Source organism: Novosphingobium sp. PhB55, assembly GCF_004368805.1.
GTDB lineage: Bacteria > Pseudomonadota > Alphaproteobacteria > Sphingomonadales > Sphingomonadaceae > Novosphingobium.
In genome coordinates, this window is the sequence record NZ_SODQ01000001.1 from 325,426 (window position 1) to 349,017 (window position 23,592).

Genomic DNA, 23,592 nt, shown 5'->3' on the forward strand with positions numbered 1-23,592 from the left:
GAGCGAAGGGCAGGTTGGCATGGAAGGGGACCCCTTAGCCCATCGATTCGCGAAACGCCAAAAATTTGTGTCGATTTCATGGGGGAATCGTCAGAAGCCCGTCTCGAATTCCATGCGGTTCACCGCTAGTGTTTGGATCGCTTCGAGATCGCGGTGCCATGGACGCCCCGCGTCCGGGCCAGCCCGTCGGTGGCCTGGGCTCGTACCTGGATGACGCGAAGCCCAAGGCCTGAGCAAGGCCGCTTGCGAAAGAGTGCCCGATGCCCACGATCCGCCGTCTTCCCGAACATCTCGTCAACCGCATCGCGGCCGGCGAAGTGGTGGAAAGGCCCGCTTCCGCGCTGAAGGAGCTGGTGGAGAACGCGATCGACGCCGGCTCCACCCAGATCACCGTGCGCTTGTCCGCCGGCGGCCTGGACCTCATCGAAGTGACTGATGACGGCTGCGGCATGGTGCCGGACCAGATCGCCCTGGCGCTGGAACGCCACGCCACTTCCAAGCTGCCGGACGAGCATATCGAACTGGTGGCGACGCTGGGCTTTCGCGGAGAGGCGCTGCCGTCGATCGGATCCGTCGCGCGGCTAACCATAGAAAGCCGCCCGCACGAATCGGAAGAGGGTTGGAAGCGCGTCGTCGATCACGGGATCGTGACGGTGGACAGCCCCGCCGCGCTGCCGCCGGGAACGCGGATACGGGTGGAGGATCTCTTCGGCAAAGTCCCGGCGCGGCGCAAGTTCCTGCGTTCGGCGCGCTCGGAATATGCGGCTTGCCAGGATGTGGTGCGCCGTCTGGCCATGGCCCGGCCGGACATCGGCTTCGTCCTGGAGCATGACGGCCGCCGGGCGATTGCTGTGCAGCCGCGCGAAGAGCTGGCTTCTCGCGTGGCCCGGCTCGTGGCACGCGAACTGGCGGACGACGGCGTGCTGATCGATGCCGAGCGCGGGTCGGCTCGGCTCACCGGCGTCGCCGGTCTTCCCACCTACAATCGCGGTGTCGCCGATCATCAATACCTGTTCGTCAATGGCCGGCCGGTGAAGGATCGCCTGCTGGTGGGAGCCGTGCGCGGCGCCTATTCCGACATGCTGGCGCGGGATCGCCATGCCGTGCTGGCGCTGTTCCTCGACATTCCGCCAGAGGAAGTGGACGTCAACGTCCATCCGGCCAAGACGGAAGTGCGGTTTCGCGATCCTGCGTTCATCCGCGGTTTTCTGGTCGGCGCCTTGCGCCATGCTCTCGAATCGTCCGGTCAGCGGAGCGCGCAACCGGCCTCCGCTGCGGCCATGGGCATGTGGCAGGTGGAGCCGGTTGCCGCTCCTGCACCTTCGCTCGGTTCGCTGTTTGCCCGGGAGTACGCTCCCTCTTCCTCGTCGTCGCCCTCCCGTTCGGAGTTTCGACCGGCAGCGGACCGGGTTTCCGAAACCGGGGCCGCATGGCGCTCTTACGAGGAGCAGGTCATGGCGCAGCCTTCCGGGCGCGCCGAGGCTGCGTCCGAAGCTGCCGATGAGGCTCTGAAGTATCCGCTCGGCGTGGCCCGCGGCCAGGTCGCGGAGACTTACATCGTGGCGGAGGCGGCCGATGGCCTGGTCATCGTCGATCAGCATGCCGCGCATGAGCGGCTCGTGCTGGAGCGGCTCAAGGCGGCCGGCGCGGAAGATGCGATGTCTCGCTCCCAGGCGCTGCTGCTTCCCGAAGTCGTGGAGCTGGAAGAGGCCGCCTGCGATGCGCTGGAAGAAAAGATCGCCGACCTGGCGCAATTCGGCCTCGCGCTCGAACGGTTCGGTCCGGGTGCCATGCTGGTGCGCGCGGTGCCGTCCGTCCTGGGCAAATCCGATGTCCACGCGCTCGTGCGCGACGTGGCCGACGATCTTGCGAAAAACGGAGACGCCCTGCTTCTGGGCGAGAAGCTGGAACTGGTGCTGGCGACAATGGCCTGCCACGGCTCGGTCCGGGCCGGTCGCTCGCTCTCGGTCGCGGAAATGAATGCCCTGCTGCGGGAAATGGAGCGCACGCCGCGCTCGGGCCAATGCAACCATGGACGCCCGACGTGGGTTAAACTGGCTCATCAGGATATCGAAAAACTGTTCGGGCGAAAATGATGCGAAAACCGATCCTTGCGCTGGCTCCTTTCGTTCTGCTCTCAGCTTGCGGACAGGAAGATCCGCAGCGCGAGGCGGTAGAGAACGCGCATGACGTGGCCATGGTCGAGCGGATGAGCAAGGAGCCGTTCAAGCCGATCATTCCCCATGCCATCACCGAGATCGACGTCGCCCGTTATGGGCTGGACAAGCCGGGATGCTCCTTCCGCAAGCCGGGCGAAAAGGACCCGATCTTCATCGCCAATGCCGACGAAGGATTCCTGCGCGTCGCCGGGGACCTCAAGCGCTATGCCGCCAAAGTGGAAAGCGCGCAGTTGCCGGGCAACGCGCGCTCCACTTATGTCGGGCTGGCCAGTTGGGTCGATCTGGTGAGCCTGCCCGACAAGAGCGGCGGATCGGACACCACCCATTGGCCGGCGAAGCTGATCTTGCACGATGCGCAGGAACGGGTCGCCTTCATGTCGGAAGGCGTGGTTACCTGCCACCGCTGAGGGGAGCTTGGTCTCTGCCCGGCTTCGCCAGAGTGCCGCGGAATGGCGCGTCGTTGCCGTCGCCGTCGGCTGCCGGGGGCAGCTTCAGGAGGTCGCGCAGGAGCGGCGCGATGTCGACATTGTCGAACGGGGCCAACTTGCCCTTCGGCCTGAAGGCCGGTCCGGCGGCGATGAAGAGCGCGGCCATCTCGGGCGCGGCATTGTCATAGCCATGGGTTCCGCCGGTCGACGCCTTCTCCGGCGGCTTGGCTGCGATCTGCCAGCCGATCTCCGCCAGGCAGAAATACGGCGCGACGCGGGGGTTGCTGCCGTAATGGAAGCGCGCCGGGATGTCCTGCTTGCGCCAGCATGACATGTGTTCGTGCGGTTTCAGCAGCGCGGCGGCCAGCTTCTGTTCGTTGCCTTCGGTCGGTGTGATGCCCGCAAACGGGCCGGTATCGCCCAGCTTGTAGAGCGAAGGGTCGGCAACCGCATCGAGGGCGATGGTCCGTTCGCTGGAAATGGCGGCCATGCCGTGATCGGCCACGACGATCAGGTTGGCGGGCTGCCCAAGTTCGCGAAGGCCCGCAAGAAGGAGGCCGATATCGCCGTCGACATCGGCGATGGCCGCGTCGGTCTGGCTGTCGCCGGGTCCGTAGCGATGGCCCGCCGTATCGACCTGGTCGAAGTAGAGGGTCACCAGCTTCGGGCGTTTCGCTGCCGGGCGGCGCAACCAGTCGATCACGGCATCGACGCGCTGGACCGGCGATACCGCGCCGTTGAATTGCTGCCAGTCGCTCGGCCGGGTTCCGCCGCTGATCGTCTTGTGCGGCTCGGTCACCAAAGTGCCGCCCCAGGCGACGTTCGATCCCGGCCAGAACATCGTTGCGGTTCGGATGCCGGACTTCTCGGCCGTCACCCAGATAGGTTCCGCCTCATCCCACCAGTACGGTTCGTCGCTCGACATCGTGAACTTCTCGCCGGGATGAGCGGGATCCTCGAAGCTGTTGGCGATGATGCCGTTGCGGTCGGGCACTTTTCCCGTGGCGATGGCCCAGTGATTGGGGAAGGTCTTGCTCGGGAACGAGGGGCGCATGGCCGCGCTGATGCCGCTGGCCGCCAGCGCCGAGAGATGCGGTGTTATCCCGCGGCCGAGATAATCGGCCCTGAAACCGTCGATCGAGACGAGAATCACCACCGGCTCACGGACTTCCGCGGCGGGTTTGTCGGCAGGCCAAGTGCTGGCAGGTCGGGTGAGGGCAGGATCGGCGAGAACGGGGCCGGCCAGCAGGGCCAGCGCACCGAACAGGGGGACGAGTCTTTTCATGACGGCGCCACTAGCGCCGGGACCATGACAGGTCGATGTCGGCTCACGCCATCCCAGCCAGCATCCACAACGCCATGGCCACCATGAACAGGTTCTCCGTGAGCGAGACGAAGCCCAGCGGCACGGCACCCGAGCCGCCGACGCAGGCGCACTTCAACGCACGCTTCTGAATATAGACCGCGTAGAATACCGAGGCGGCGCCGATGCCGCCGATCACGAGGCCGATCGGGATCGAGAGCCAGGGCAGGGCATGCGCCGTCATCAGCGCGCCTGCGGTCCATTCCAGCACGGGATAGGCGTAAGCGTAAGGCACGAAGCGCTTGGCCAACAGGTCATAGCCCAGGAACATCGTCGAAAACTGCTCGACATCCTGAAGCTTGAGCATCGCCAGCAGCATCATCGTCATCGAAACGAACCATTCGGCGCCGCGCATGGTGAAAGGCGTGCCGAACGAAGCCCAACTCGCCGCCAGGGCGAGGCCGAGGCCAGTGGCGAAAACGGCCAGCACGGGGCGGTAGCTCTTCGCTTTCGGATCGTGAACCTTCAGGCCGAAATGGGCGCGCAAATCGGTGTAGCCGCCGATCCGGGCGCCCCCGATGAAGGTCTGCGGCGTGGTGGCAACACCGTGCCGCGCCTTGAAGGCATCGACCTGCTCGCGCGTGGTCAGCCAGTGATCCTCGACCTCATAGCCGAGCTTTTCCAGCAGGTATTTCGATTTGAGACCCCAGGGGCAAGTGTGCTTGTCCATGACCATGCGGTAGAGCGCGGCGCTCTTGTCTGACTGGCGGGATGCGGGGCTTTCGAGGGTCTGGTCTTGCGTCATGGCGAGGCTTATACCTTCCGTACCATGGTACGGAGTCAAGCATGGCATTGACGATTTCGGAACTGGCCCGTTCGAGCGGCGTCGGTGTGGAAACGGTTCGTTTCTACCAGCGCAAGGGCCTGCTCTTCGACCCGCGCCCGGCTGCGACCGGAGGCGCCAGGGGGCAGCGACATTATGGTGAGCTAGATGTGAAGCGCCTGCGCTTCATCCGCTCGGCCAAGGCGGCCGGCTTCATTCTCGATGAGATCGCCGAGCTGATCAGCCTCGACCATACCGGAGACCGGCCGCGCGCTCGGAAGATGGCGGAAATGCGATTGGCGGAACTGGATCGGGAGATCGCGCAACTGGAAGCCGCGCGGCAGTCGTTGCGGCGATTGGCCCGCGAATGCGCCGGCTCGGACGATGGCCCTTGCCCGATCCTCGAAGCGTTCGAGGAACCGGCGTCTTCCCGGACCTGAACCGGGAGAGCAGGAACTGCCGGCGGTCCCGGATCGAGCCGGTGACCGCCGGTATCTCCGGATCAGACGTTGAACTTGAAGTGCATGACGTCGCCGTCGTGCACGACGTATTCCTTGCCTTCCTGACGCAGCTTGCCGCCTTCCTTGGCGCCGGCTTCACCGTTCAGGGCGACATAGTCGTCGTAAGCGATGGTCTCGGCGCGGATGAAGCCGCGCTGCATGTCCGAGTGGATCTCGCCGGCGGCGTCGGGGGCCTTGGCGCCCTTGTGCACGGTCCAGGCGCGGGCTTCCTTGGGGCCGACGGTGAAGAAGGTCAGCAGGGAAAGCAGTTCGTAGCCGGCGCGGATGATGCGGGCGAGGCCGGTTTCGTGCAGGCCCATCTCCTCGAGGAAGACCATGCGCTCCTCGATATCCATGCCGACCAGTTCCGATTCGATGGCCGCCGAGACGATCACCGCAGTGGCGCCCTCGGCCTTGGCCTTCTCGAAGACGCGGGCGGAAAAGGCATTGCCTTCCGCGGCGGCTTCTTCCTCGACGTTGCAGACATAGAGGACCGGCTTGGCCGTCAGGAGCTGGGCCTGGCGGAACACGCGTTCCTCGTCTTCGTCCTTGGGCTGGGTGAGGCGCGCCGGCTTGCCTTCGCGCAGCAGTTCCAGCGCCTGGCCGAGCACCGAGGCGACGATCTTCGATTCCTTGTCGCCCTGGGTAGCTTTCTTCTGAGCGGCGGGGACGCGCTTTTCCAGGCTTTCCAGGTCGGAAAGAAGCAGCTCGGTCTCGACCGTCTCGGCATCGGCAATGGGGTCGACGCGCTCGTCGACATGCTGGATGTCGTCGTTCTCGAAGCAGCGCAGGACGTGAACGATCGCGTCCACTTCACGGATGTTTCCGAGGAACTGGTTGCCCAGGCCTTCACCCTTCGAGGCGCCGCGCACGAGCCCGGCGATGTCCACGAAGGACAGCTGCGTCGGAATGATCTTGGCCGAACCGGCGATTTCGGCCAGCTTGTCCAGGCGCGGATCGGGAAGGCCGACCTGGCCGACATTGGGCTCGATCGTGCAGAAGGGATAGTTGGCCGCCTGCGCCGCCTGCGTCTCGGTGAGCGCATTGAACAAGGTCGACTTGCCAACATTGGGCAGGCCCACGATTCCGCAACGGAAACCCATGTGTAACTCCGGAAGAAATGTATGGGCCGCGCCTTAGCGCCAGTCTGCGCGCATTACCAGTTGCGCGACGGTTCTTTATGACCGGAGCCGGTGGAGAGGTGGGCTTCACGGAAATTTCAGGGCTTGTTCCTAGACGGGCGGGATGAAATCCATCGTTCGCCTCTCCCTTGTCGCCCTCGTGTCCGCGTCGCTTGCTGCTTGCGGCGGCATTGGAACGGGCAGCGGCGGGGGAGGGCTGGAAAAGGCCCGCGCCGATTTCGCCTCGCAAAGCTACCCTTCGGCCCGCACCAGGCTCTTCGCCATGCTTGAGAAGGAACCTGACAACGTGCAGGTCCTGGCGCTTCTGGGCAGGACGCAGATCGCATTGGGCGATGCCGACGCGGCCGATCGCGTCCTTGCCCGATTGAAGAAGGCCGGCGGGAAGGGCGCGGAACTCCGCCGACTGGAAGCGGGTGTCAGCCTGCTGCGCGGCAAGCCGGCTGCGGCTCTGGCGCTGATTGTAAACGATTTCGACACCGATGCCTGGCGGCTGCGCGCTCAGGCCCAACTGGCGCTGGGCAAACAAACGGACGCCTTGGCATCCTTCGAAAAGGGGATGGCCGCGGGTGACGACCTGCCACTGAGCGTAGCCTATGCGCGGTTCGCGCTGGAAACCGGCGACCTTGCCCGCGCGGGGCAGATCCTGACGCGAATGAACCGCTTTGCGCCGGGCGCCTACAACACGCTCGTTCTCGCCGGCGACATCGCCGCCGCACGCGGCGAGACGGATGGCGCGATAGCCGCCTATGGCAAGGCGACAAGCGCCTATCCCGGCAAAGTCCCGCCCATGCTGGCGCTTGCCAATGCCCTCGACGAAAAAGGCGAGGTCGATGCGGCCATGCGCGTAGTCGAGAAGGCGGCGAAGCTCTCGTCCGGCGACCCCGCCCTCGAAGAGATGCGGATCCAGCTTCTGGCTGAGAAAGGCGAATGGAAAACGATCCGCCTGGCCCTGCAGGGGCGAGAGGGGCGCATCGATCCGGCATCGAGCCTGGGGCTGACGTATGGCGAGGCCCTGCTGCGTCTTGGTCACGCCGAGCAGGCCCGTGTGCTGTTTAGCCGGGCCTCGCTGCTGCTGCCGGGCAATCCGTTCGCGCGCATGATGCTCGGAGAAGCGCAACTGGCGAGCGGGGATGCGAGGGGCGCGTGGGAAACGCTGAGACCCCTGGCTTCCGACACGCTGGCCCAGCCGGAAATTCTCGTTTCAGCCGAACGAGCGGCCCGCGCGGCCGGTGCTCCCGAGGCGGATGTGCTGAAAGCACGGCTCGATCCCGTGCGTCTGAAAGCGACGATGGCGATGGCGGACAAGGGGCAGGCCGCCCTGTCCGCGCAGGACTGGAAGCTGGCGCTGGCGACCTATCGCGAACTGCTTCAGCGGGGCGACGATCCCGAGGTTCTCAAGCGCATGGCGCTGGCAGCGGCGGGGCTGGGACAGGGAAGTGACGCCCTGGCTTATGCCGACCGGGCGCGCACACTGGCGCCGGACAATCCCGACTATCTTCACGTGGCCGGCCTCGTCCGCCTGGAACTCGGTCGCGACCTGTCCGGTGCCCGGCGCCTGCTGGAGGCTGCGGCCATCGCCGATCCGCGCGATCCCGACATCGCGCGCGATCTTGGAAAAGCGAAGGCCGCCGCCAGCTAGAGCCAGCGGCGCCTTGGAAGCTACTGTCAGTCGCGCTTCTTGCGGCGGCGGGCATAGGCCAGGCCGAGCAGGCCGAGGCCCATCATGCCGAGCATGCCCGGTTCCGGCACGTCGGTGCTGCCGCCGCTGCTCGAACCGCCGGAGGTGCCACCGGAAGTCGTGGTGCCGCCCGAGGTGGTCGTGCCGCCCGAAGTCGAGGTGGTGCCGCCCGAAGTGGTCGTGGTGCCGCCAGAGGAGCTGCTGGACCCGCACTGCTTCTTGCCGGCCGAATGGCCGCAGTTGCAAGTGTGCTTGTGGCCGCCGCTGCCGCCCCAGCCCCAGGTCGCCTGCGCAGGCGACGTGAATGCGATGGTGCTGCCGGCGGTGAGCGCCAGGGCGAGCATGGTCTTGCGGATCATTCGTATTCCCCTTGTTGCCCGAATGGGTTGCCAAGAGGAAAAGCAAGCGTCGTGCCAGATGAGGGTTTCTGCGGAGAACGTTGGTTAACGCATGCCTTGAAGCGTTGCTTGTGTAAGCTAACCCGACGCTAATTACGGCGAAAGACGGCTAACTCCAGGGTCAATCCTGCTGGCGGAGAGCGACGTCGTTCATGAACCTGGTATCGTCGCCGGCCGAAAGGCGATCGGCTTCCCCTGCAACGGCGCCCAGCATGTCGGCCAGCGGATCCATGTCGGCCTTGGCGTAATTGCCCAGGACATAGCCGGTCACGCGGTCCTTGTGGCCGGGATGGCCGATACCCAACCGCACGCGGCGGAATTCCGCGCCGAGGTGCTGGTCGATGGAGCGCAGGCCGTTGTGGCCGGCGTGGCCACCGCCTTGTTTCACCTTGACCTTGAAAGGCGCCAGATCCAGCTCGTCGTGAAACACGGTGAGGTCCGCCAGCGCCAGCTTGTAGAAGCGCATGGCTTCGCCCACGGCGCGGCCGCTCTCGTTCATGAAAGTCGCCGGCTTCAGCAGCAGCACTTTCTCGGAGCCGATCCGCCCTTCCTGGAGCCAGCCCTGGAATTTCTTCTGGCTCGGACCGAAGTTGTGGACTTCGGCAATCGCATCGATCGCCATGAAGCCGACGTTGTGCCGGTTCAGCGAATATTGGGGACCGGGGTTACCGAGGCCGACCCAGAGCTGCATGACGAGAAATCCTGTACTGAAACGCGAAACGGCCCCTCCGCGCGCCGGACGAACCGGGGCTGGAGGGGCCGTTCCCTATCCGAAGATGGCCGGGCCCGAAAGGACCCGGAACCGAATTTACTCGGCTGCGATTACTCGCCTTCAGCTTCTTCCTTGGCCGTGTCGCCTTCGGAGCTCTTGAGAGCCGAAGGGGCAGCGATCGTCGCGATGGTGAAATCGCGGTCGGTGATCGCGTTCTCGACGCCCTTGGGGAGCTTGACGTGGCTGGAGTGGATCGATTCGCCCACGTCGAAGCCGGTCACGTCGATGACGATCTCATGCGGGATCTTCTCGGCGTCGCAGACCAGTTCCAGGTCGTGGCGAACGACGTTCAGCACGCCGCCGCGCTTCAGGCCCGGCGAAGCTTCTTCGTTGGCGAAGACGACCGGCACGTTGACGTGCACGGTCGCGCCCTTGACGACGCGCAGGAAGTCGGCGTGAAGCGGACGATCCGAAACGGGGTGGAAGGCAACGTCCTTGGGCTGCGTCCGGAACTTCTTGCCGCCGACTTCAACTTCGATGATCGAGTTGAAGAAGTGACCGGTTCCAAGCTGGCGGGCCAGCTCCTTTTCCTCGACGTGGATTGCGAGGGGTTCTTCGTTACCACCATAGATAACGGCGGGGACGCGGCCATCGCGACGCAGAGCACGGGAGGCTCCCTTGCCAGCCCGATCACGCGTCTCGGCCGGCAGGTTAAGCGTATCGCTCATGAGGACTTGCCTTTCGAAAACTGGATATATGTCGGATACAGGCCGCGTATCGGCCCGCTCCGTCCCGCCACGCCTCCAGGGATGACCATGACGGGAAGCGGGCGCCCTTAATGCGATTGTCGCAGATTTGCAAGCACTGTCGGGACCGCCAGTGGCCCAATCCCGATCAACCCGGATCGACGGCGTTCCAGCTATTCGACCCGGATGACGCGGTAGCCCTTCGCTGCCAGCATCGCCGGAATGCCCTCCGGCCCGGCCATGTGTGCCGCCCCGACGGCAACGAACGGACGTTTGCCCTCTCGCATGGCAGAGTCGATCCTTCCGGCCCAGTCCCGGTTGCGCCCCACGAAGAGCACCGCGCGCAGTTCCGGGTCGGCCAGCAGGCCCTTGCGCGTTTCGCGTTCGATCGCGGCCATGTCTCCCTGACGCCAGCGCTCGGCAAGATCGCCATCCGTGGCGGCGGCCTCGGTCACGACCGCGCCCAGGAGATCGCGCTGCTCGCGCTCCGGCAGGCTGTCGAACAGGCCGAGTTGCTTTGCCGCACCCTCCAGTTCGACGACGGGCTTGTTTCCTGCCGCCGCGATGACGGCCCGGTCCACGCCGTTGCGCGCCTCATCTTCCTTGGCCCCGGCCTGGGCCAGCGTGAGGGCCGCGGCCCAGGTGTCCATCGCCGCGAAATCGCCATCGGCATAGCCGCCTTTCGCCAGCAAGGCCGATAGGGCAGGGCGCCTGCGTGGATCGATACGTTGGGACAACGGCGGCTGTCCCTCGTTCCTGGCGAGGCGGGCGAACGTGGCGGCGACTTCCTTCTCGTCGGCGAGGTTGGCGACTTCGACCATCACCGAGTCCGAACCTTCCAGAGCGGTCCGAACTTTCGCGGTCTGCCATTGCAGCGGAGACTTGGCACTATGAATGGTTCCGAAGAGCCAGGCGGTCTGGCCGTTCGGTCCCTCGACACGCCAGAGTGCGGGATCGGCGGGCTGGGGTTTCGGTCCGCAAGCAAAGAGCGCCAGGGCCGCCAGCAGGACGATGGTCTTGCGCATCGGCTACTGCACCCGCACTGTGCGAATGCCGTCGCGTGACAGCTGCTCCTGAACACTGCCCGCCCCGGCCAGATGCCCCGCGCCGACGGCCACGAAGACCACGCCCGGCTGAGCGAGCCGACCTTCAAGCCATTTCGCCCAGGCTTGGTTGCGGTCGGTGATGAGCACCTTGCGCATGGTCTCGTCCGATTCGTCGTCATTGAGCAGTTCGGCGAGTTCCTCGGCCCGGCCCCGTCTCCAGGCCTTGACCAGCTTGGCCACGTCTTCCTTGAGGGTAGGCAGCTGCTCCAGCACTTCGGAAAGGTAGGCCCGCTGGCTCGCTTCCGGCAAGGCGGCGAAGAGACCGATCTGGTATTCGGCAGTTTCCAGCGGATGCCGCGCCACGCCGCTGGCCTTGGCCATCGCATCGATCTGGTTCTCGACGCCCTTGGCCTGATCGTATCCGGCGGCTTTCAGCGGGATCAGAGAGAGCAGCAGCCCGGCGTACCAAGACTCGAACTGATCGAATGAATTGACGGCAAGTCCAAGATCTGAAAGACTTTTCTCCAGATTTTCGCGCTGCGTGTCGTCCAGGCTTTCGCGCAATGTCCGGCCGTCCCGGCGGATCCCCTTCTCCGCGAAGATCGCCTGCAGGGTCTCTGGCGAATCGGTCATCGTTTCGGTGACGACCTGATCGGCCGACCGGAAAGCGCGCTTCACCGGCCCGCGGAACCAGCCCAGTTCTTCGGGGAGAATGTGGATCGTGCCGAACAGGTAGATCGTCGTGTCCCGGTCGGAGATCTTCCAAAGCGCAGGTCTGGCCTCGGCAGCAGGCGCCCCCGAAGCCCTTGCCTTCTCCGACTGGGCCTCCCGCGCCGTGACCGGCGGCGCGGCCAGGAATATGAACAAGGCGGAGGCGGCCGCGAGCAGGCGGATCTTGCGGGACGGTATCATGACGGTTTTCCGAGGGAGTACGAAAGAAACGGGCGCTTGACGGAGGTTCCGTAGCGCGGGGGATAGCCTCGCGGCGCCGGGCGCGGTAGCCATAACTGTTGTTCACGCGCGGCTTGTGCGGTTGATTTGGCCGGTTCGATCCGCCAAAGGCCGCGCAACCAAGAGATTTGACGGGATTTCGATGTCGACCGCTGACAGACAGCCGCTCAGCTTCCAGGACATGATCCTGACGCTCCACAACTTCTGGAGCGCGCAGGGCTGCCTCATCCTCCAGCCCTATGACATGCGCATGGGGGCAGGTACCTTCCATCCGGCCACGACGCTTCGCGCGCTCGGCCCGGAACCCTGGAAGGCGGCCTATGTCCAGCCTTCGCGCCGTCCGACCGATGGCCGCTATGGCGAAAACCCGAACCGGCTCCAGCATTACTATCAGTATCAGGTGATCCTGAAGCCGAACCCGGACAACCTGCAGGAACTCTATCTCGCCAGCCTCGCCGCCATCGGCGTCGATCCGCTCGCGCACGATATCCGCTTCGTCGAGGACGATTGGGAAAGCCCGACCCTGGGCGCCTGGGGCCTGGGCTGGGAAGTCTGGTGCGACGGCATGGAAGTGACGCAGTTCACGTACTTCCAGCAGGTCGGCGGGTTCGACTGCAAGCCGGTTGCGGGCGAGCTGACTTACGGTCTGGAGCGTCTGGCGATGTATATCCAGGGCGTCGACCGCGTTTACGACCTGCGCTTCAACAACGAGGGCGTCAGCTACGGCGAGGTGTTCCTCGCCAATGAGCAGCAGATGTCGAAGTACAACTTCGAGATCGCCGATACCGAGGCACTTTTCGCCGGCTTCAAGGCCGCCGAGGCCGAATGCATGCGCTGCATCGAGGCGGAAATTCCGCTTGCCGCCTATGACCAGGCGATCGAGGCCAGCCATCTCTTCAACCTGCTTCAGGCGCGCGGCGTGATCTCCGTGCAGGAGCGGGCCAGCTACATCGGCCGTGTGCGCGATCTCGCTAAGGGATCGTGCGAGGCCTGGATCGACAAGAACAAGAGCGAATGGGAAGCCAAGTTCCCGGGATGGACCGTATGACCGACTTCCTTCTCGAACTGCGTTCGCAGGAAATTCCTGCCCGCATGCAGGCCGGCGCGCGCGCCGATCTGGAAAAGCTGTTCCGCAAGGAAATGGCCGCTGCCGGCGTTGCCGTGGGCGAAGTCACCGTATGGTCCACGCCGCGCCGGCTCGCTCTGATCGCATGCGGCCTTCCGCTTGCGACCGAAGCCGTTCACGAGGAAACCAAGGGCCCTGCAACCAGCGCCCCGGAACAGGCGCTCGAAGGCTTCCTGCGCAAGACCGGCCTGACCAGGGACCAGCTCGAGGTGCGCGACCTCAAGGGCAAGGACACCTACTTCGCCGTCGTCGAAAAGCCGGGCCGCGCCGTGGCCGAGGTGCTTGCGGAGGTCGTCCCGGCCATCATCCGCAGCTTCCCCTGGCCCAAGTCGCAGCGCTGGGGCGCCGCGTCGATCTCCACGGAATCGCTCCGCTGGGTGCGTCCGCTCTCCGGGATCGTCGCGATCCTGGGCGAGGACCTTGTCGCCTGCGAAGTGGGCGGCATCGCTTCGGGATATGTGACGCTGGGCCACCGCTTCCATGCCCCCGGAGAAATCACCATCGGCGGCGCGCACGACTATGCTGACAAGCTGCACCTTGCCCATGTGCTCGTGAACCACGAGGAACGGCAGGATATCGTTCGCACCAAGGCGCGTGAGGCCGCCACCGCGGCCGGGCTCGTGCTGGTCGAGGACGAGGGGCTGGTGATCGAGAATGCAGGTCTTACCGAATGGCCGGTGCCGCTGCTCGGCCGGTTCGAAGAGGACTTCCTCGAGGTTCCGCCCGAGACGATTCAGCTGACGGCCCGCGTCAACCAGAAATACTTCGTCTGCGAAGACACTGCAGGTTCGCTCGCCAACGCCTTCATTTGTACGGCAAATATTGTCGCCAACGATGGCGGGGCGGCTATCGTCGACGGCAATCGCAAGGTGCTGGCGGCGCGTCTCTCGGATGCGCGCTTCTTCTGGCAGCAGGATCGCAAGACCTCGCTATCGGCCCAGGCTGCAAAGCTTGCCCGCATCACCTTCCACGAAAAGCTGGGCTCCGTTGCCGACAAGGTCGAGCGCGTCGCCAGACTGGCCGAATGGCTGGCAAGCGAAGGCATCGTGCCGAATTGCGATCCGGCGCTTGCGCGTCAGGCTGCGGAACTCTCCAAGGCCGATCTCGTCACCGAGATGGTCGGAGAATTTCCAGAACTTCAAGGTCTTATGGGCGGATATTATGCCCGCGCCGAAGGTCTGCCCGATGCGGTCGCGGATGCCATCCGCGATCACTACAAGCCCGTCGGGCAAGGGGATGAAGTGCCGACGGCGCCCGTCACCGTGGCCGTGGCGCTGGCGGACAAACTCGATACGCTTCGCAGCTTCTTTGCGATCGACGAGAAGCCGACTGGGTCGAAGGATCCGTTCGCGCTGCGCCGTGCCGCTCTGGGCATCATCCGTCTCATCACTGACAATGCCCTGCGTTTCGGGGTCGCCGAGGGTGACCTGCTCGACTTCTTCGCAGACCGCCTCAAGGTCCAGCAGAAGGAAGCCGGCGTTCGTCACGACCTGATCGACGCGGTCTTCGCTCTTGGCGGCGAGGACGACCTCGTTCGCCTGCTCGCCCGCGTGCATGCCCTCCAGGGCTTCGTCTCGACCGATGACGGTGCGAACCTGCTGGCGGGCTACAAGCGCGCTGCCAACATCCTCAAGAAGGAAGACTGGCACGGCGTCGAGGGCGAGATCGCGCGCACGGGCGAGGAAGATCCGCTGGCCGGCGTCGAGGATCCCGATCTGGCCGAAGTGATTGCCGCCAAGATGGCGCACCGTCACGCCAGCGAGCAGGCCCCGGCTTATGCAGCCGAGCCTGCCGAGCAGACCCTGATCGATGCCGTTGCCGCGGCGGAAACGGAAGTCTCGCGCGCGGTTTCCTCCGAGGACTTCGCTGCGGCCATGACCGCGCTGGCGTCGCTCCGCGCACCGATCGATGCGTTCTTCGAGGACGTCACCGTCAACGATGCCGACCCGCTGAAGCGCCAAGCCCGCCTGGCCCTGCTGGATCGCTTCCGCGCCGCGGTTCACAAAGTGGCGGATTTCTCTCGCATCGAGGGCTGATCGCCGGATCAAGCTGCGGGGAGCGTCATTCGCCCCTGAAAACGAAAAGGCCGGGGTATTCCCCGGCCTTTTTCTTACTTTTTCCAGCCAGATAGAGTGAGAATTTCAAATCGCTCCACGGTCCTGCCATCGTCTCCGGCGGCGGCGAAGGCCTCACGGGCGCGCGCCAGCGCTTCCTTTCCCAAGGGTGGTGGCGCATCGGCCAGGACACCGCCGATACCCTGGGCACGGATGTCGCCAACGAGCCGCTCCAGGCTGCGGAAACCGACCTGCAAGGAGCGCTGGTCAATCACCGGGTCCGCGAAAAGCGTGCGCTGGAGCAGTTGCCCGCCCGCCCGCACGTCGACCATGGGATGGACCCGAGCGGCCGGACGTTCGCCGTCGGCGGCCAGCATGACGTCGCGCAAGGTCGGCAGGCTGCCCGCTGAAAGGAAGCTGGCGATCATCATCCCGCCCGGCGCCAGGGCCTTGCGGATGTGGACCAGGGCGCCCGGCAGGTCGTTGACCGTATCCAGCGTGCCGAGACTGGCGATGAGGTCGAAACCTTCGAATGGGTAAGGGGCTTCCTCGTCGAAGCCTTCCGCCGGTTCCACTTGCGTCACGGCGACGCCCTGCGCGTTCAGGGCCTCGGCCAGTGCGCCGGTCCAATCGCCGATGACCAGCGCACGGGCGGGCTCGAAGCGCAGGAAGGAAAGGCGCTCAAGGACGTCTTCCACCATGTCTTCGTGAAGGTACTGCGGTACGTCGTGCTGCTTTTGGAGCACGAGCGCGCGGCGGCGGGCGGCGAGACGGCGGGCGGACGAGAAGATGCGGGGGGGAGCTTTGCTGGCCATGGTCGCTCCCCTGCCGCTTTGCGCCGTCCGGTGCAATCGCACTTCGTGCAATTACAGTTGGAGATGGCGGGTTAACGCCTTGTAGCTTGCAGAGCGAAATGCGGCGGCTAGCTTCACCGCCGATGTCTCTCGTTCGCGCCTTCGATCCGCTTGTCGACCTGATCTTTCCGCCACGATGTCCGCTGTGCGGAGCAGGGCTGAGCGCGCATGGGGGGCTTTGCGCTTCATGCTGGGGCGAACTGGCAATACCCGGGGAACCCTCATGCACCGCCTGCTCCCGGCCGTTCGGCGCCGGCATACCCGAAGGCGCGCTTTGTGCACCTTGCCTGGGCGAGCCCCCGCGGCACGACGGCATCGCCGCGGGGACGCTCTACAACGATGCCTCGCGCAAACTCGTGCTCGCTCTGAAGCACGGCAATCGGATTTCGCACGCCCGGCTGATGGCGAGGCTGGTCAGCGCCAAGCTGGCTTTCGTGGACGAGACATGGCTGATCGTGCCCGTGCCGCTCCATCGCTGGCGGATCTGGCGGCGTGGCTATAACCAGGCCGCCGAGCTGGCCCGCGAGATCGCAAGGATCACCGGGGGCGTCCTTGCCGTCGATCTGCTGGATCGCCGCAAGGCGACGCCTTCGTTGGGCGGACTGGGCAAGGCTGCGCGGCGCAAGGTCCTGTCCGGCGCCATAGCGGCGCGGCCCTCCCGGAGAGCGATGTTGAAGGGCGCGAAAGTAATTCTGGTCGACGACGTGCTGACGAGCGGCGCGACGAGCGAGGCCTGCGTATCCAGCCTCAAGCGGGCCGGAGCGGCAAAAGTCGTAATCGCCTGCTTTGCACGGGTGCTGGACGAAGCATTGGAGCATGTGCGCCGATCGCCGAATCCGCCTGAGGTTTGAGATTTCGCCGGACAGGGCGACAACTACCGGGTCGCCACAAACGAAAACGCCCGGAACTTTGGGCTCCGGGCGTCCTCGTGACGAAACTGTTGAGCCCTGCAAAGCAGTTCGGCGGTCCCCCTGTCGGCCGCCTGGCCCGATCCCTCATTACCTGAAACCAGACCACCCGAAAGTATTCCGGCCTTGTTCCCTGAACCGTGGCGCTTGTATCAGCGACCTGTGGGTCAGCAGCAACCCCCAGCTGCAGACAGACATTCCTACGAAATCCCGGGGTTGAAAAGAGGCACGGCGAAGCTACGAGGATTTTGGTCAACGGCTGTGGTTATCGTGCAACAACCGCGTCCAATGAATTCAAATCGGAGAAATTTCCGTCATGTCCGAAGCAAGCAAGGCCGAACGCGAACTGGGCACTACTTTCCTGCCGCGATTCGATGCGCAGGGTCTGCTCATCGCCATAGCCGTCGACTCGCAGACCCGGGACATCCTGATGGTGGCCTACATGAACCAGGAAGCGCTCGAAAAGACGCTCGAAACGGGGCTCGCCCATTTCCACTCGCGCTCGCGCGGGACCTTGTGGCTGAAGGGAGAGACCTCGGGCCATTTCCTGCGTGTCGAGGACATCCGGGTGGATTGCGACCAGGATGCGCTGGAACTGCGGGTTCGGCCCGAAGGACCGGCCTGCCATACGGGGGCGCGAAGCTGCTTTTATAGGAAGTTGTCGGGCGATTCTTTGATTCGCGTTTCCGACTAAGCAGTTAGCAATCGATTGAGTAATTACAGTATAGGAAAAGCACCTCTTCCCTTAAGAACATGCACTTATCGGCCGATTTCAAAATTAACCAAAGAATCAGCATGTTCTACAGGTCACCATTGAGCGGACGGAGCGGACGGATCATCGCAATCGGCTCGCAAGACGTCTCTCGCCAATGAACTATCCCGGACGACAGGGTGCAAGGACCGTCTTCGGTCGTGCCCGTCCTACGAGAAAAATCGTTGATTGGCAGGGACTTTGGTCGGTGCTCCGTGCCCCATGCACCGGGTCGTGGCCCTGCCGGCTTCCGGGTCGCCGACTTTCGGAGGCGAACCGGGCGGAGATGGGTGGCCTTGTCAGGCGCCTGGGGCGCATGAATGGAAGGGAAGCATCAATGAAGCATAAAGCGTTGATTGCTGCCATGGTGGTGGGGCTCGTAGCAGCACCAACCGCCGCAATGGCAGATCAGAGGCCGAGCTCGTCCTCCAGCAACTTCCACACCTCGGACTCGTCCAAGAGTTCCAGCAAGAACTCCGGCTGGGGCCGGGGCGACAACTGGGGTCGCGGTAACGATCGCGGCAACGACCGTTGGGGCAAGCCCAGCTGGGGTTCGAACAAGCCCGGTTGGGGTTGGGGTAAGCCTGGTTCCGGTTGGGGCAAGCCCAACTGGGGTTGGGGCAAGCCCGGCTGGGGCTGGGGCCACGACAACGGTCACGGCCACGGACATGACAACGGTCATGGCCATGGTGGCTGGGGCGATGACGATGGCGGCAAGTCGCACGGCTGCTGAGCCGGTGATTTGACCACCGTGGCCGCCCTTCGGGGCGGCCACGGCTTTAAGTAGTTATCCTAGAACTTCGTCGAACAGACTGAGCATCGCGGCCCAGCTCTGACGGTCGGCGCTGGCATCGTAGCCGATGGCGGCCATGCCCCGTTCGTCGCTTCCCGGATCGGTGAAGCCATGGCGAACACCGGAGTAGGCATGGAAATGCCAGTTCGCTTCGGCACGATCCATCTCATCCCAGAAACCGATGACCTGCTCGCGCGGGACGAGGGGATCGGCGTCTCCGTGGCAGACCAGGATACGCGCCTTGACCGCGCCCGGTTCTGCGGGTGCCGCGGTCGCAAGGGTGCCGTGGAAGCTCACGGCCGCGACCAGGTCCTGTCCGCCGCGCGCCGCTTCCAGAACGGCCTGTCCGCCCATGCAGTACCCGATGCCGAGCATCGGCAGCCCCGCCGTCTCGGGGAGGCTGCGCAGGGCCGTGATGGCAGCATCGATACGGCCGCGGTAATGTGCATTGTCCGAACGCAGCTTCTCCGCCATCGGGAAGGACGCTTCGAAGCTGGCGACAGGCTCCCCGTAGAAGTCCGAAACCAGGGTGAGGTAGCCGAGGTCCGCGAGCATCTTCGCGCGCCGTTCCATCGCCGCGTTGAAGTTGGCGATCGTCGGGAACAGGACCACGGCCGCGCGAGGCGTGGCTTCGGGACGCGCCAGATGGCCGGTCAGATCCTGACCGGCGTGGCTGTAGGCAATCGTTTCGAGCATGATTACTCCGGAAGGAAGTCCGGCACCGAGAGATAGCGCTCGCCGGTGTCGTAGTTGAAGCCGAGCACGCGGCTGCCTGCGGGAAGCTCCTTCAGCTTCTGGGCGATGGCGGCCAGCGTCGCGCCCGAGCTGATACCTACCAGCATGCCTTCCTCGGTAGCGCAGCGGCGCGCCCAATCCTTGGCATCGGCCGGGTCTACCTGGAGCGCGCCGTCGATGGACTGGGTATGGAGATTGGCGGGGACGAAGCCGGCGCCGATCCCCTGGATCGGATGGGGGCCGGGCTGGCCGCCGGAAATCACCGGGGAGAGCGTGGGTTCGACGGCATAGGCCTTGAGCGACGGCCAGCTCTGCTTGAGGGTTTCCGCGCAGCCGGTGAGGTGGCCGCCGGTGCCGACGCCGGTAATCAGCACGTCGATCGGGCTGTCGGCGAAATCGGCCAGGATTTCCTTCGCGGTGGTCGCGACATGGACCGCGACATTGGCCGGATTTTCGAACTGCTGCGGCATCCACGAACCTGGGATCGTGTCGAGCAGCTCCTTGGCGCGCTCGATCGAGCCCTTCATGCCCTTCTCGCGCGGGGTGAGGTCAAAGCTGGCGCCATAGGCCAGCATCAGGCGGCGACGTTCGATCGACATCGATTCGGGCATGACGAGCACGAGCTTGTAGCCCTTGACCGCCGCGACCATGGCCAGGCCGATCCCGGTGTTGCCCGAAGTCGGCTCGATGATGGTGCCGCCCGGCTTCAGCGTGCCATCGGCTTCGGCAGCTTCGACCATGGCGAGCGCGATGCGGTCCTTGATCGAACCGCCGGGGTTCGTGCGCTCTGCCTTTACCCAGACTTCATGGTCCGGGAACAGGCGCGAGAGGCGAATATGCGGCGTATTCCCGATCGTGGCGAGAATGCTGTCGGCCTTCATTGTTCATGCTCCCATCGTGGTGCGAAGGTGCGGGCACGGCGGATCTCGGGAAAGCTCCAGGCCCAGATTGCGGTAATGACTATGGCAGCGCCGCCACCGAAAACAACAGCCCCGGTCGCGCCCAGCAGGGCCGCGGCCACGCCGGACTGCATCTCGCCCAGCTCGTTCGAGGCGGATATGGCGAGGCCGGAAATGGCCGAGACCCTTCCGCGCTTGTCGTCCGGGGTGCGAAGCTGGACCAGGGAACTGCGGATGAAGACCGAGATCATGTCCGCCGCACCGAGCAGCGCCAGGAAGCCCAGCGACACCGCGAAACTGCGCGAGAGGCCGAAGCCCACGGTCATGGCGCCGTAGGCCGCGACCGAGAGCAGCATCTTCACGCCCACGTTCTTGGCGAGGGGGCGGAACGAGAGCCAGACGGCGACGATAGCGGCACCGGCCGCCGTCGCGGCGCGCATCTGGCCCAGTCCCTCGGGCCCGACATGGAGGATATCGCGCGCGAATACCGGCATGAGCGCGGTCGCGCCGCCGAGCAGAACGGCGAAGAGGTCCAGCGTGATGCAGCCGAGCAGGAAGCGCTCGCGCCAGATGAAATGGAATCCGTCGACGATCTGGCGGACCGGATGGTCGCGGCGCGCGTCCTTGGGGACGGGCGGCAGGTTGCGGATGCTGGTGATGCTGAAGGCGGCGACGGCCATGAGCACGGCCGCGATCCAGTAGGGCATCGCGTGATGGCGCGCGAAGAGGAAGCCGAAGGCTGCCGGGCCGATGATGGTTCCGGCCTCGATGGCGATCGAGTTGAAAGCGATGGCGCGCGGGATCAGCGAAGTGGGCACGATGTTCGGCGCGATCGCCGTCATCGACGGGCTCACGAAGACGCGGGCGATGCCGTGGAGCGCGGCAAACAGATAGAGCACCGGCAGGCTGCGCAGATCGAGTTCGGTGATCAGGGCCAGGCCGATGGCGACCAGGATGTCCACCGACATGGCTATTCCCGCCACTTTGCGCCGGTCGAACCGATCGGCGATGACACCGGCTACCGGGGTCAGCAGGAAGATCGGCAGGAACTGCGCGAAGCCAAGCAGGCCGAGCTGGAACGAAGCCTCGGCAATCGACATGCCGTAAACGCTGCGGGCCACGTCGTAGAGCTGGTAGCCGATGATGACGACCATGCCGGTGGAGGCGAACACCACGGCGAAGCGGGCTAGCCAGAACTTGCGGTAATCCGCAATGCGCAGCGGGGAGGTGGGCTCTGGCAGCACGGAAGGGCTGGAAGTGTCAATGGTACTCACGGCTTGCTGCATGGCAGCATGTCAAAGCATTGCCAAGACATGCCGCTCATGCGCAGCGATAGCTTATGTTTGGGATCAATAAGTAAACCGCGCGGTGATCCGCACGTCACGCCCGGCGATGGGTACGAAGTCGCGCGTTTCCGAAGCGGCCAGGCGTCCGGTCACGTCCAGAAGGTTGTCCGCCGCGAGGATGAGCGAGAGCGGGCCCTGCTCGCCGAAGGGCCGCCAGGTGGCGCTGGCGTTGACGAGCGTGAACGCGCTCGTGGGGTTTTCGTTCTCGGTCACGCGGGTCTGCCTGGCATTCCATTCCACTTCGCCGCGCAAGGTGAAGGCGGATGAATCGAATTCCACGCCGCCACGAGCGCGCAGGGGCGGGATCCGCGGCACGGGGCCCATGTCGACGAGACGGGCATGGGTATAGTCCACGCCGCCATCGGCCTTGATCGCCTTGTCGCCGCCCCAGCGGGCGAATGTCACGCCGCCCTCGGCCTCGATGCCGCGGAAGCGGGCAGGGGCCTGCAGGTACTGATAGACCGGGAAATCCTCGATCACTTCGCCGGTCGGCACGGCGGTGATGAAGTTCGAGAAGTTGGTGCCGAACACCGTGACCGAACCGGCGATATCCCCGCCGTTGTAGCGCACGCCAGCCTCGATGCCGTCGCTCCGCTCCACCGTGAAGTTCGGATTGCCGCGCTCGTAGGACTGGGTGGCATCGTGCAGTCCGTCGACGAACAGCTCCTCAGCGGACGGAGCACGCTCGCCGTGCGAATAGTTCACCGAGAGCGTCACGGTATCGATGGGATGCCAGGCGAGGCCGGCCACGCCAGAATACTGGTCGAAATTGCGATGCTGGTCGGCCGGAACCGTGTCGATCCGGGTATTTTCGTAACGCAGTGCGCCTTCGATGTCGAACTGGCCCACTTCGAGACGCTGCAGCGTGAAAAGGGCAAGGCGATCGGTGTTGTTGTTCGGCAGCAGCTTCTCGTCACCGGCGATGTCGAGTTGGGCCGACGAGTATTGCACGCCGGTCGAACCACTCCAGATCCCGCGCTTGGCCTGGTCTGCCTGAAGACGAACTTCGACGGCCTTGTTGTGGAACTGGGTGCCGATGTCACCACCCTCGATTTCGGCATGCTCGTAGTCGCCATAAGCGCCGCGCACTTCCAGCCGCTTGAGGAAACCTTCGAGATTGACGCCGGCGCGCAAGTCGACGCGGGTCTGGCGCAGCGAGATGCTGGTCGCGCTCGGATCGGTGGAGGGGCGCGGCGGGATGCCATAGTCGTTGGCCAGGCGCTGGACGGAAACGCCGATGTCGCCGCCGTCGTCGATGAAGGCGAGGCCGCCGCCGAGGGTCCAGCCTTCGGTGCCGCTATTGGCGATCTTGCCGCGGCGATTGGCCTGCTGGGTCAGCGTCGCCGCGCCGGTCAGGTCCCCGGCATCGGACAGGGTGCTTGCCTGCGCCAGGGTCTCCGCGCGCAGTTCGGGCGACAGGACATAGCCGCCGACGTGGAGGTCGTCGCTGTGATAGTAGGATGCATCGAAATGGGCGACGAGGCGGCTTGCCAGCCGGACGTCGGTGGTGATGCCGCCGTTGACCATGTTGGCGGCCGTGCTGAAGGATCCCAGCGCGTCCAGGGTGAAGGCCTTGTCCGGCACCTTGCGCGGAATACGCTTGTCCACGGCATTGACCGCGCCGCCCGAAGGGTCGCTGGCATAGAGCAGGACGCGCGGGCCGTGGAGCACTTCGATGCGCTCGACATTGAGGGTATCGAGCGAGACAGCGTGGTCGGCCGAGACCGACGAGGCATCGAGCGAACCGATGCCGTCGAGCAGGACCTGGACGCGCGGACCGTCGAAGCCGCGCAGGACCGGCCGTGACACGCCCGGCGCGAAACCGCTGCTGGACACGCCCGGCAGGCTGGCAAGCATTTCGCCGATCTGCGGCTTGAGGTCGCGGGTTAGCGCTTCGCCTGATAGCACGACCGGCGCGGCGATGGGATCGGCATTGCCGGAGATCAGACGACCGGTGACGATGATTTCCGGACCGGCTTCCTGGGGATGGCCATCGCCATCGACAGGTGCGGTCGCTTGCGCCCCGACAGCCTGCGCGGAAGCAGGCATTGCCGCCAATATCGTGGAAAGGGCGCCGGCGGTGACCAGCAGTGCGATTCGGGCGGTTGGGAGCGTCATGGCCAACCGGCTAATTGCGAGGTTATAACATATCAATTCTGAAATGTTGCCCGGCGACGAAGCGAGCCATGAATGCGATGAAGCGAATGTTCGGCCGAAAG

The 23,592-nt window shown here is 65.0% G+C and carries 22 protein-coding genes; 9 read left to right on the top strand and 13 right to left on the bottom strand.

The annotated features are described in order from the left end of the window. Positions 1-260 precede the first annotated feature (260 nt). Both mutL and EDF57_RS01580 read left to right on the top strand, forming a co-directional pair. Complete coding sequence (mutL, locus tag EDF57_RS01575; RefSeq protein ID WP_134092858.1) at positions 261-2,096, top strand: DNA mismatch repair endonuclease MutL; 1,836 nt, start codon at positions 261-263, stop codon at positions 2,094-2,096. Then, positions 2,096-2,587, top strand: a complete 492-nt coding sequence (locus EDF57_RS01580) for a hypothetical protein (protein WP_243840826.1) — start codon at positions 2,096-2,098, stop codon at positions 2,585-2,587. Before mutL ends, EDF57_RS01580 begins: the two co-directional genes overlap by 1 nt. On the opposite strand, the gene EDF57_RS01585 is transcribed toward EDF57_RS01580, so the two are convergent. After that, positions 2,571-3,893, bottom strand: a complete 1,323-nt coding sequence (locus EDF57_RS01585) for an ectonucleotide pyrophosphatase/phosphodiesterase (protein WP_134092860.1) — start codon at positions 3,891-3,893, stop codon at positions 2,571-2,573. The genes EDF57_RS01580 and EDF57_RS01585 overlap by 17 nt on opposite strands. A 43-nt stretch (positions 3,894-3,936) precedes the next feature. Further along, a complete protein-coding gene (locus tag EDF57_RS01590; protein ID WP_243840827.1) occupies positions 3,937-4,716 on the bottom strand; it encodes a glutaredoxin in 780 nt (259 codons plus the stop codon). Between the two features lie 41 nt (positions 4,717-4,757). Here EDF57_RS01590 and EDF57_RS01595 point away from each other — a divergent pair, with 41 nt between their 5' ends. Further along, positions 4,758-5,174 (top strand): MerR family transcriptional regulator, encoded by a 417-nt coding sequence (locus tag EDF57_RS01595; RefSeq protein WP_134092861.1) that lies wholly within the window; start codon positions 4,758-4,760, stop codon positions 5,172-5,174. Between the two features lie 62 nt (positions 5,175-5,236). Here the strand turns inward: EDF57_RS01595 and ychF are convergent, their stop codons facing one another. Beyond that, a complete protein-coding gene (gene ychF, locus EDF57_RS01600) occupies positions 5,237-6,337 on the bottom strand; it encodes a redox-regulated ATPase YchF (protein ID WP_134092862.1) in 1,101 nt (366 codons plus the stop codon). Positions 6,338-6,479: 142 nt separating this feature from the next. On the opposite strand from ychF, the gene EDF57_RS01605 reads away from it, so the two are divergent. Then, positions 6,480-8,015: a tetratricopeptide repeat protein gene (locus EDF57_RS01605; RefSeq protein ID WP_134092863.1), complete on the top strand. Its 1,536-nt coding sequence runs from the start codon at positions 6,480-6,482 to the stop codon at positions 8,013-8,015. 26 nt (positions 8,016-8,041) lie between these two features. Here the strand turns inward: EDF57_RS01605 and EDF57_RS01610 are convergent, their stop codons facing one another. From EDF57_RS01610 to EDF57_RS01630, 5 genes are all read right to left on the bottom strand, one after another. After that, positions 8,042-8,413: a PEP-CTERM sorting domain-containing protein gene (locus EDF57_RS01610; RefSeq protein ID WP_134092864.1), complete on the bottom strand. Its 372-nt coding sequence runs from the start codon at positions 8,411-8,413 to the stop codon at positions 8,042-8,044. 160 nt (positions 8,414-8,573) lie between these two features. Further along, entirely contained in the window at positions 8,574-9,143 is a 570-nt protein-coding gene (gene pth, locus EDF57_RS01615; RefSeq protein WP_132262665.1) for an aminoacyl-tRNA hydrolase, read from the bottom strand. 131 nt (positions 9,144-9,274) lie between these two features. Next, on the bottom strand, positions 9,275-9,892 hold the full coding sequence (locus EDF57_RS01620) for a 50S ribosomal protein L25/general stress protein Ctc (protein ID WP_132262667.1): 618 nt from the start codon (positions 9,890-9,892) through the stop codon (positions 9,275-9,277). A gap of 191 nt (positions 9,893-10,083) precedes the next feature. After that, entirely contained in the window at positions 10,084-10,935 is an 852-nt protein-coding gene (locus tag EDF57_RS01625; RefSeq protein ID WP_134092865.1) for a TraB/GumN family protein, read from the bottom strand. A gap of 3 nt (positions 10,936-10,938) precedes the next feature. Beyond that, positions 10,939-11,868: a TraB/GumN family protein gene (locus EDF57_RS01630; RefSeq protein WP_134092866.1), complete on the bottom strand. Its 930-nt coding sequence runs from the start codon at positions 11,866-11,868 to the stop codon at positions 10,939-10,941. 181 nt (positions 11,869-12,049) lie between these two features. On the opposite strand from EDF57_RS01630, the gene EDF57_RS01635 reads away from it, so the two are divergent. Next, positions 12,050-12,955 carry a glycine--tRNA ligase subunit alpha gene (locus tag EDF57_RS01635; RefSeq protein WP_134092867.1) on the top strand — a complete coding sequence of 302 codons (906 nt, stop codon included), beginning with the start codon at positions 12,050-12,052 and terminating at the stop codon, positions 12,953-12,955. Further along, on the top strand, positions 12,952-15,069 hold the full coding sequence (gene glyS / locus EDF57_RS01640; protein ID WP_134092868.1) for a glycine--tRNA ligase subunit beta: 2,118 nt from the start codon (positions 12,952-12,954) through the stop codon (positions 15,067-15,069). The genes EDF57_RS01635 and glyS overlap by 4 nt, the downstream gene beginning before the upstream one ends. 74 nt (positions 15,070-15,143) lie before the next feature. Here glyS and EDF57_RS01645 read toward each other — a convergent pair whose 3' ends face one another. Continuing rightward, positions 15,144-15,902, bottom strand: coding sequence for a methyltransferase domain-containing protein (locus EDF57_RS01645; protein ID WP_134092869.1), 759 nt, complete (start codon positions 15,900-15,902; stop codon positions 15,144-15,146). A gap of 122 nt (positions 15,903-16,024) precedes the next feature. Between EDF57_RS01645 and EDF57_RS01650 the strand changes: the two genes are divergently transcribed. The 3 genes from EDF57_RS01650 (at position 16,025) to EDF57_RS25350 (ending at position 18,333) form a co-directional block, all read left to right on the top strand. Beyond that, positions 16,025-16,792 carry a ComF family protein gene (locus EDF57_RS01650; protein WP_134092870.1) on the top strand — a complete coding sequence of 256 codons (768 nt, stop codon included), beginning with the start codon at positions 16,025-16,027 and terminating at the stop codon, positions 16,790-16,792. A 373-nt stretch (positions 16,793-17,165) separates the two neighbouring features. Continuing rightward, positions 17,166-17,543, top strand: a complete 378-nt coding sequence (gene hisI, locus EDF57_RS01655) for a phosphoribosyl-AMP cyclohydrolase (RefSeq protein WP_132262681.1) — start codon at positions 17,166-17,168, stop codon at positions 17,541-17,543. A gap of 457 nt (positions 17,544-18,000) precedes the next feature. Continuing rightward, positions 18,001-18,333 (top strand): hypothetical protein, encoded by a 333-nt coding sequence (locus tag EDF57_RS25350; protein WP_166675157.1) that lies wholly within the window; start codon positions 18,001-18,003, stop codon positions 18,331-18,333. Positions 18,334-18,387: 54 nt separating this feature from the next. On the opposite strand, the gene EDF57_RS01665 is transcribed toward EDF57_RS25350, so the two are convergent. The 4 genes from EDF57_RS01665 to EDF57_RS01680 form a co-directional block, all read right to left on the bottom strand. Beyond that, a complete protein-coding gene (locus EDF57_RS01665; protein WP_134092871.1) occupies positions 18,388-19,089 on the bottom strand; it encodes a dienelactone hydrolase family protein in 702 nt (233 codons plus the stop codon). A gap of 2 nt (positions 19,090-19,091) precedes the next feature. Further along, positions 19,092-20,009, bottom strand: coding sequence for a cysteine synthase A (gene cysK, locus EDF57_RS01670; protein ID WP_132262685.1), 918 nt, complete (start codon positions 20,007-20,009; stop codon positions 19,092-19,094). Continuing rightward, positions 20,006-21,313, bottom strand: a complete 1,308-nt coding sequence (locus EDF57_RS01675) for an MFS transporter (protein WP_132262687.1) — start codon at positions 21,311-21,313, stop codon at positions 20,006-20,008. The genes cysK and EDF57_RS01675 overlap by 4 nt, the downstream gene beginning before the upstream one ends. A 63-nt stretch (positions 21,314-21,376) precedes the next feature. After that, entirely contained in the window at positions 21,377-23,491 is a 2,115-nt protein-coding gene (locus EDF57_RS01680; RefSeq protein ID WP_134092872.1) for a TonB-dependent receptor, read from the bottom strand. Positions 23,492-23,592: the final 101 nt, after the last annotated feature.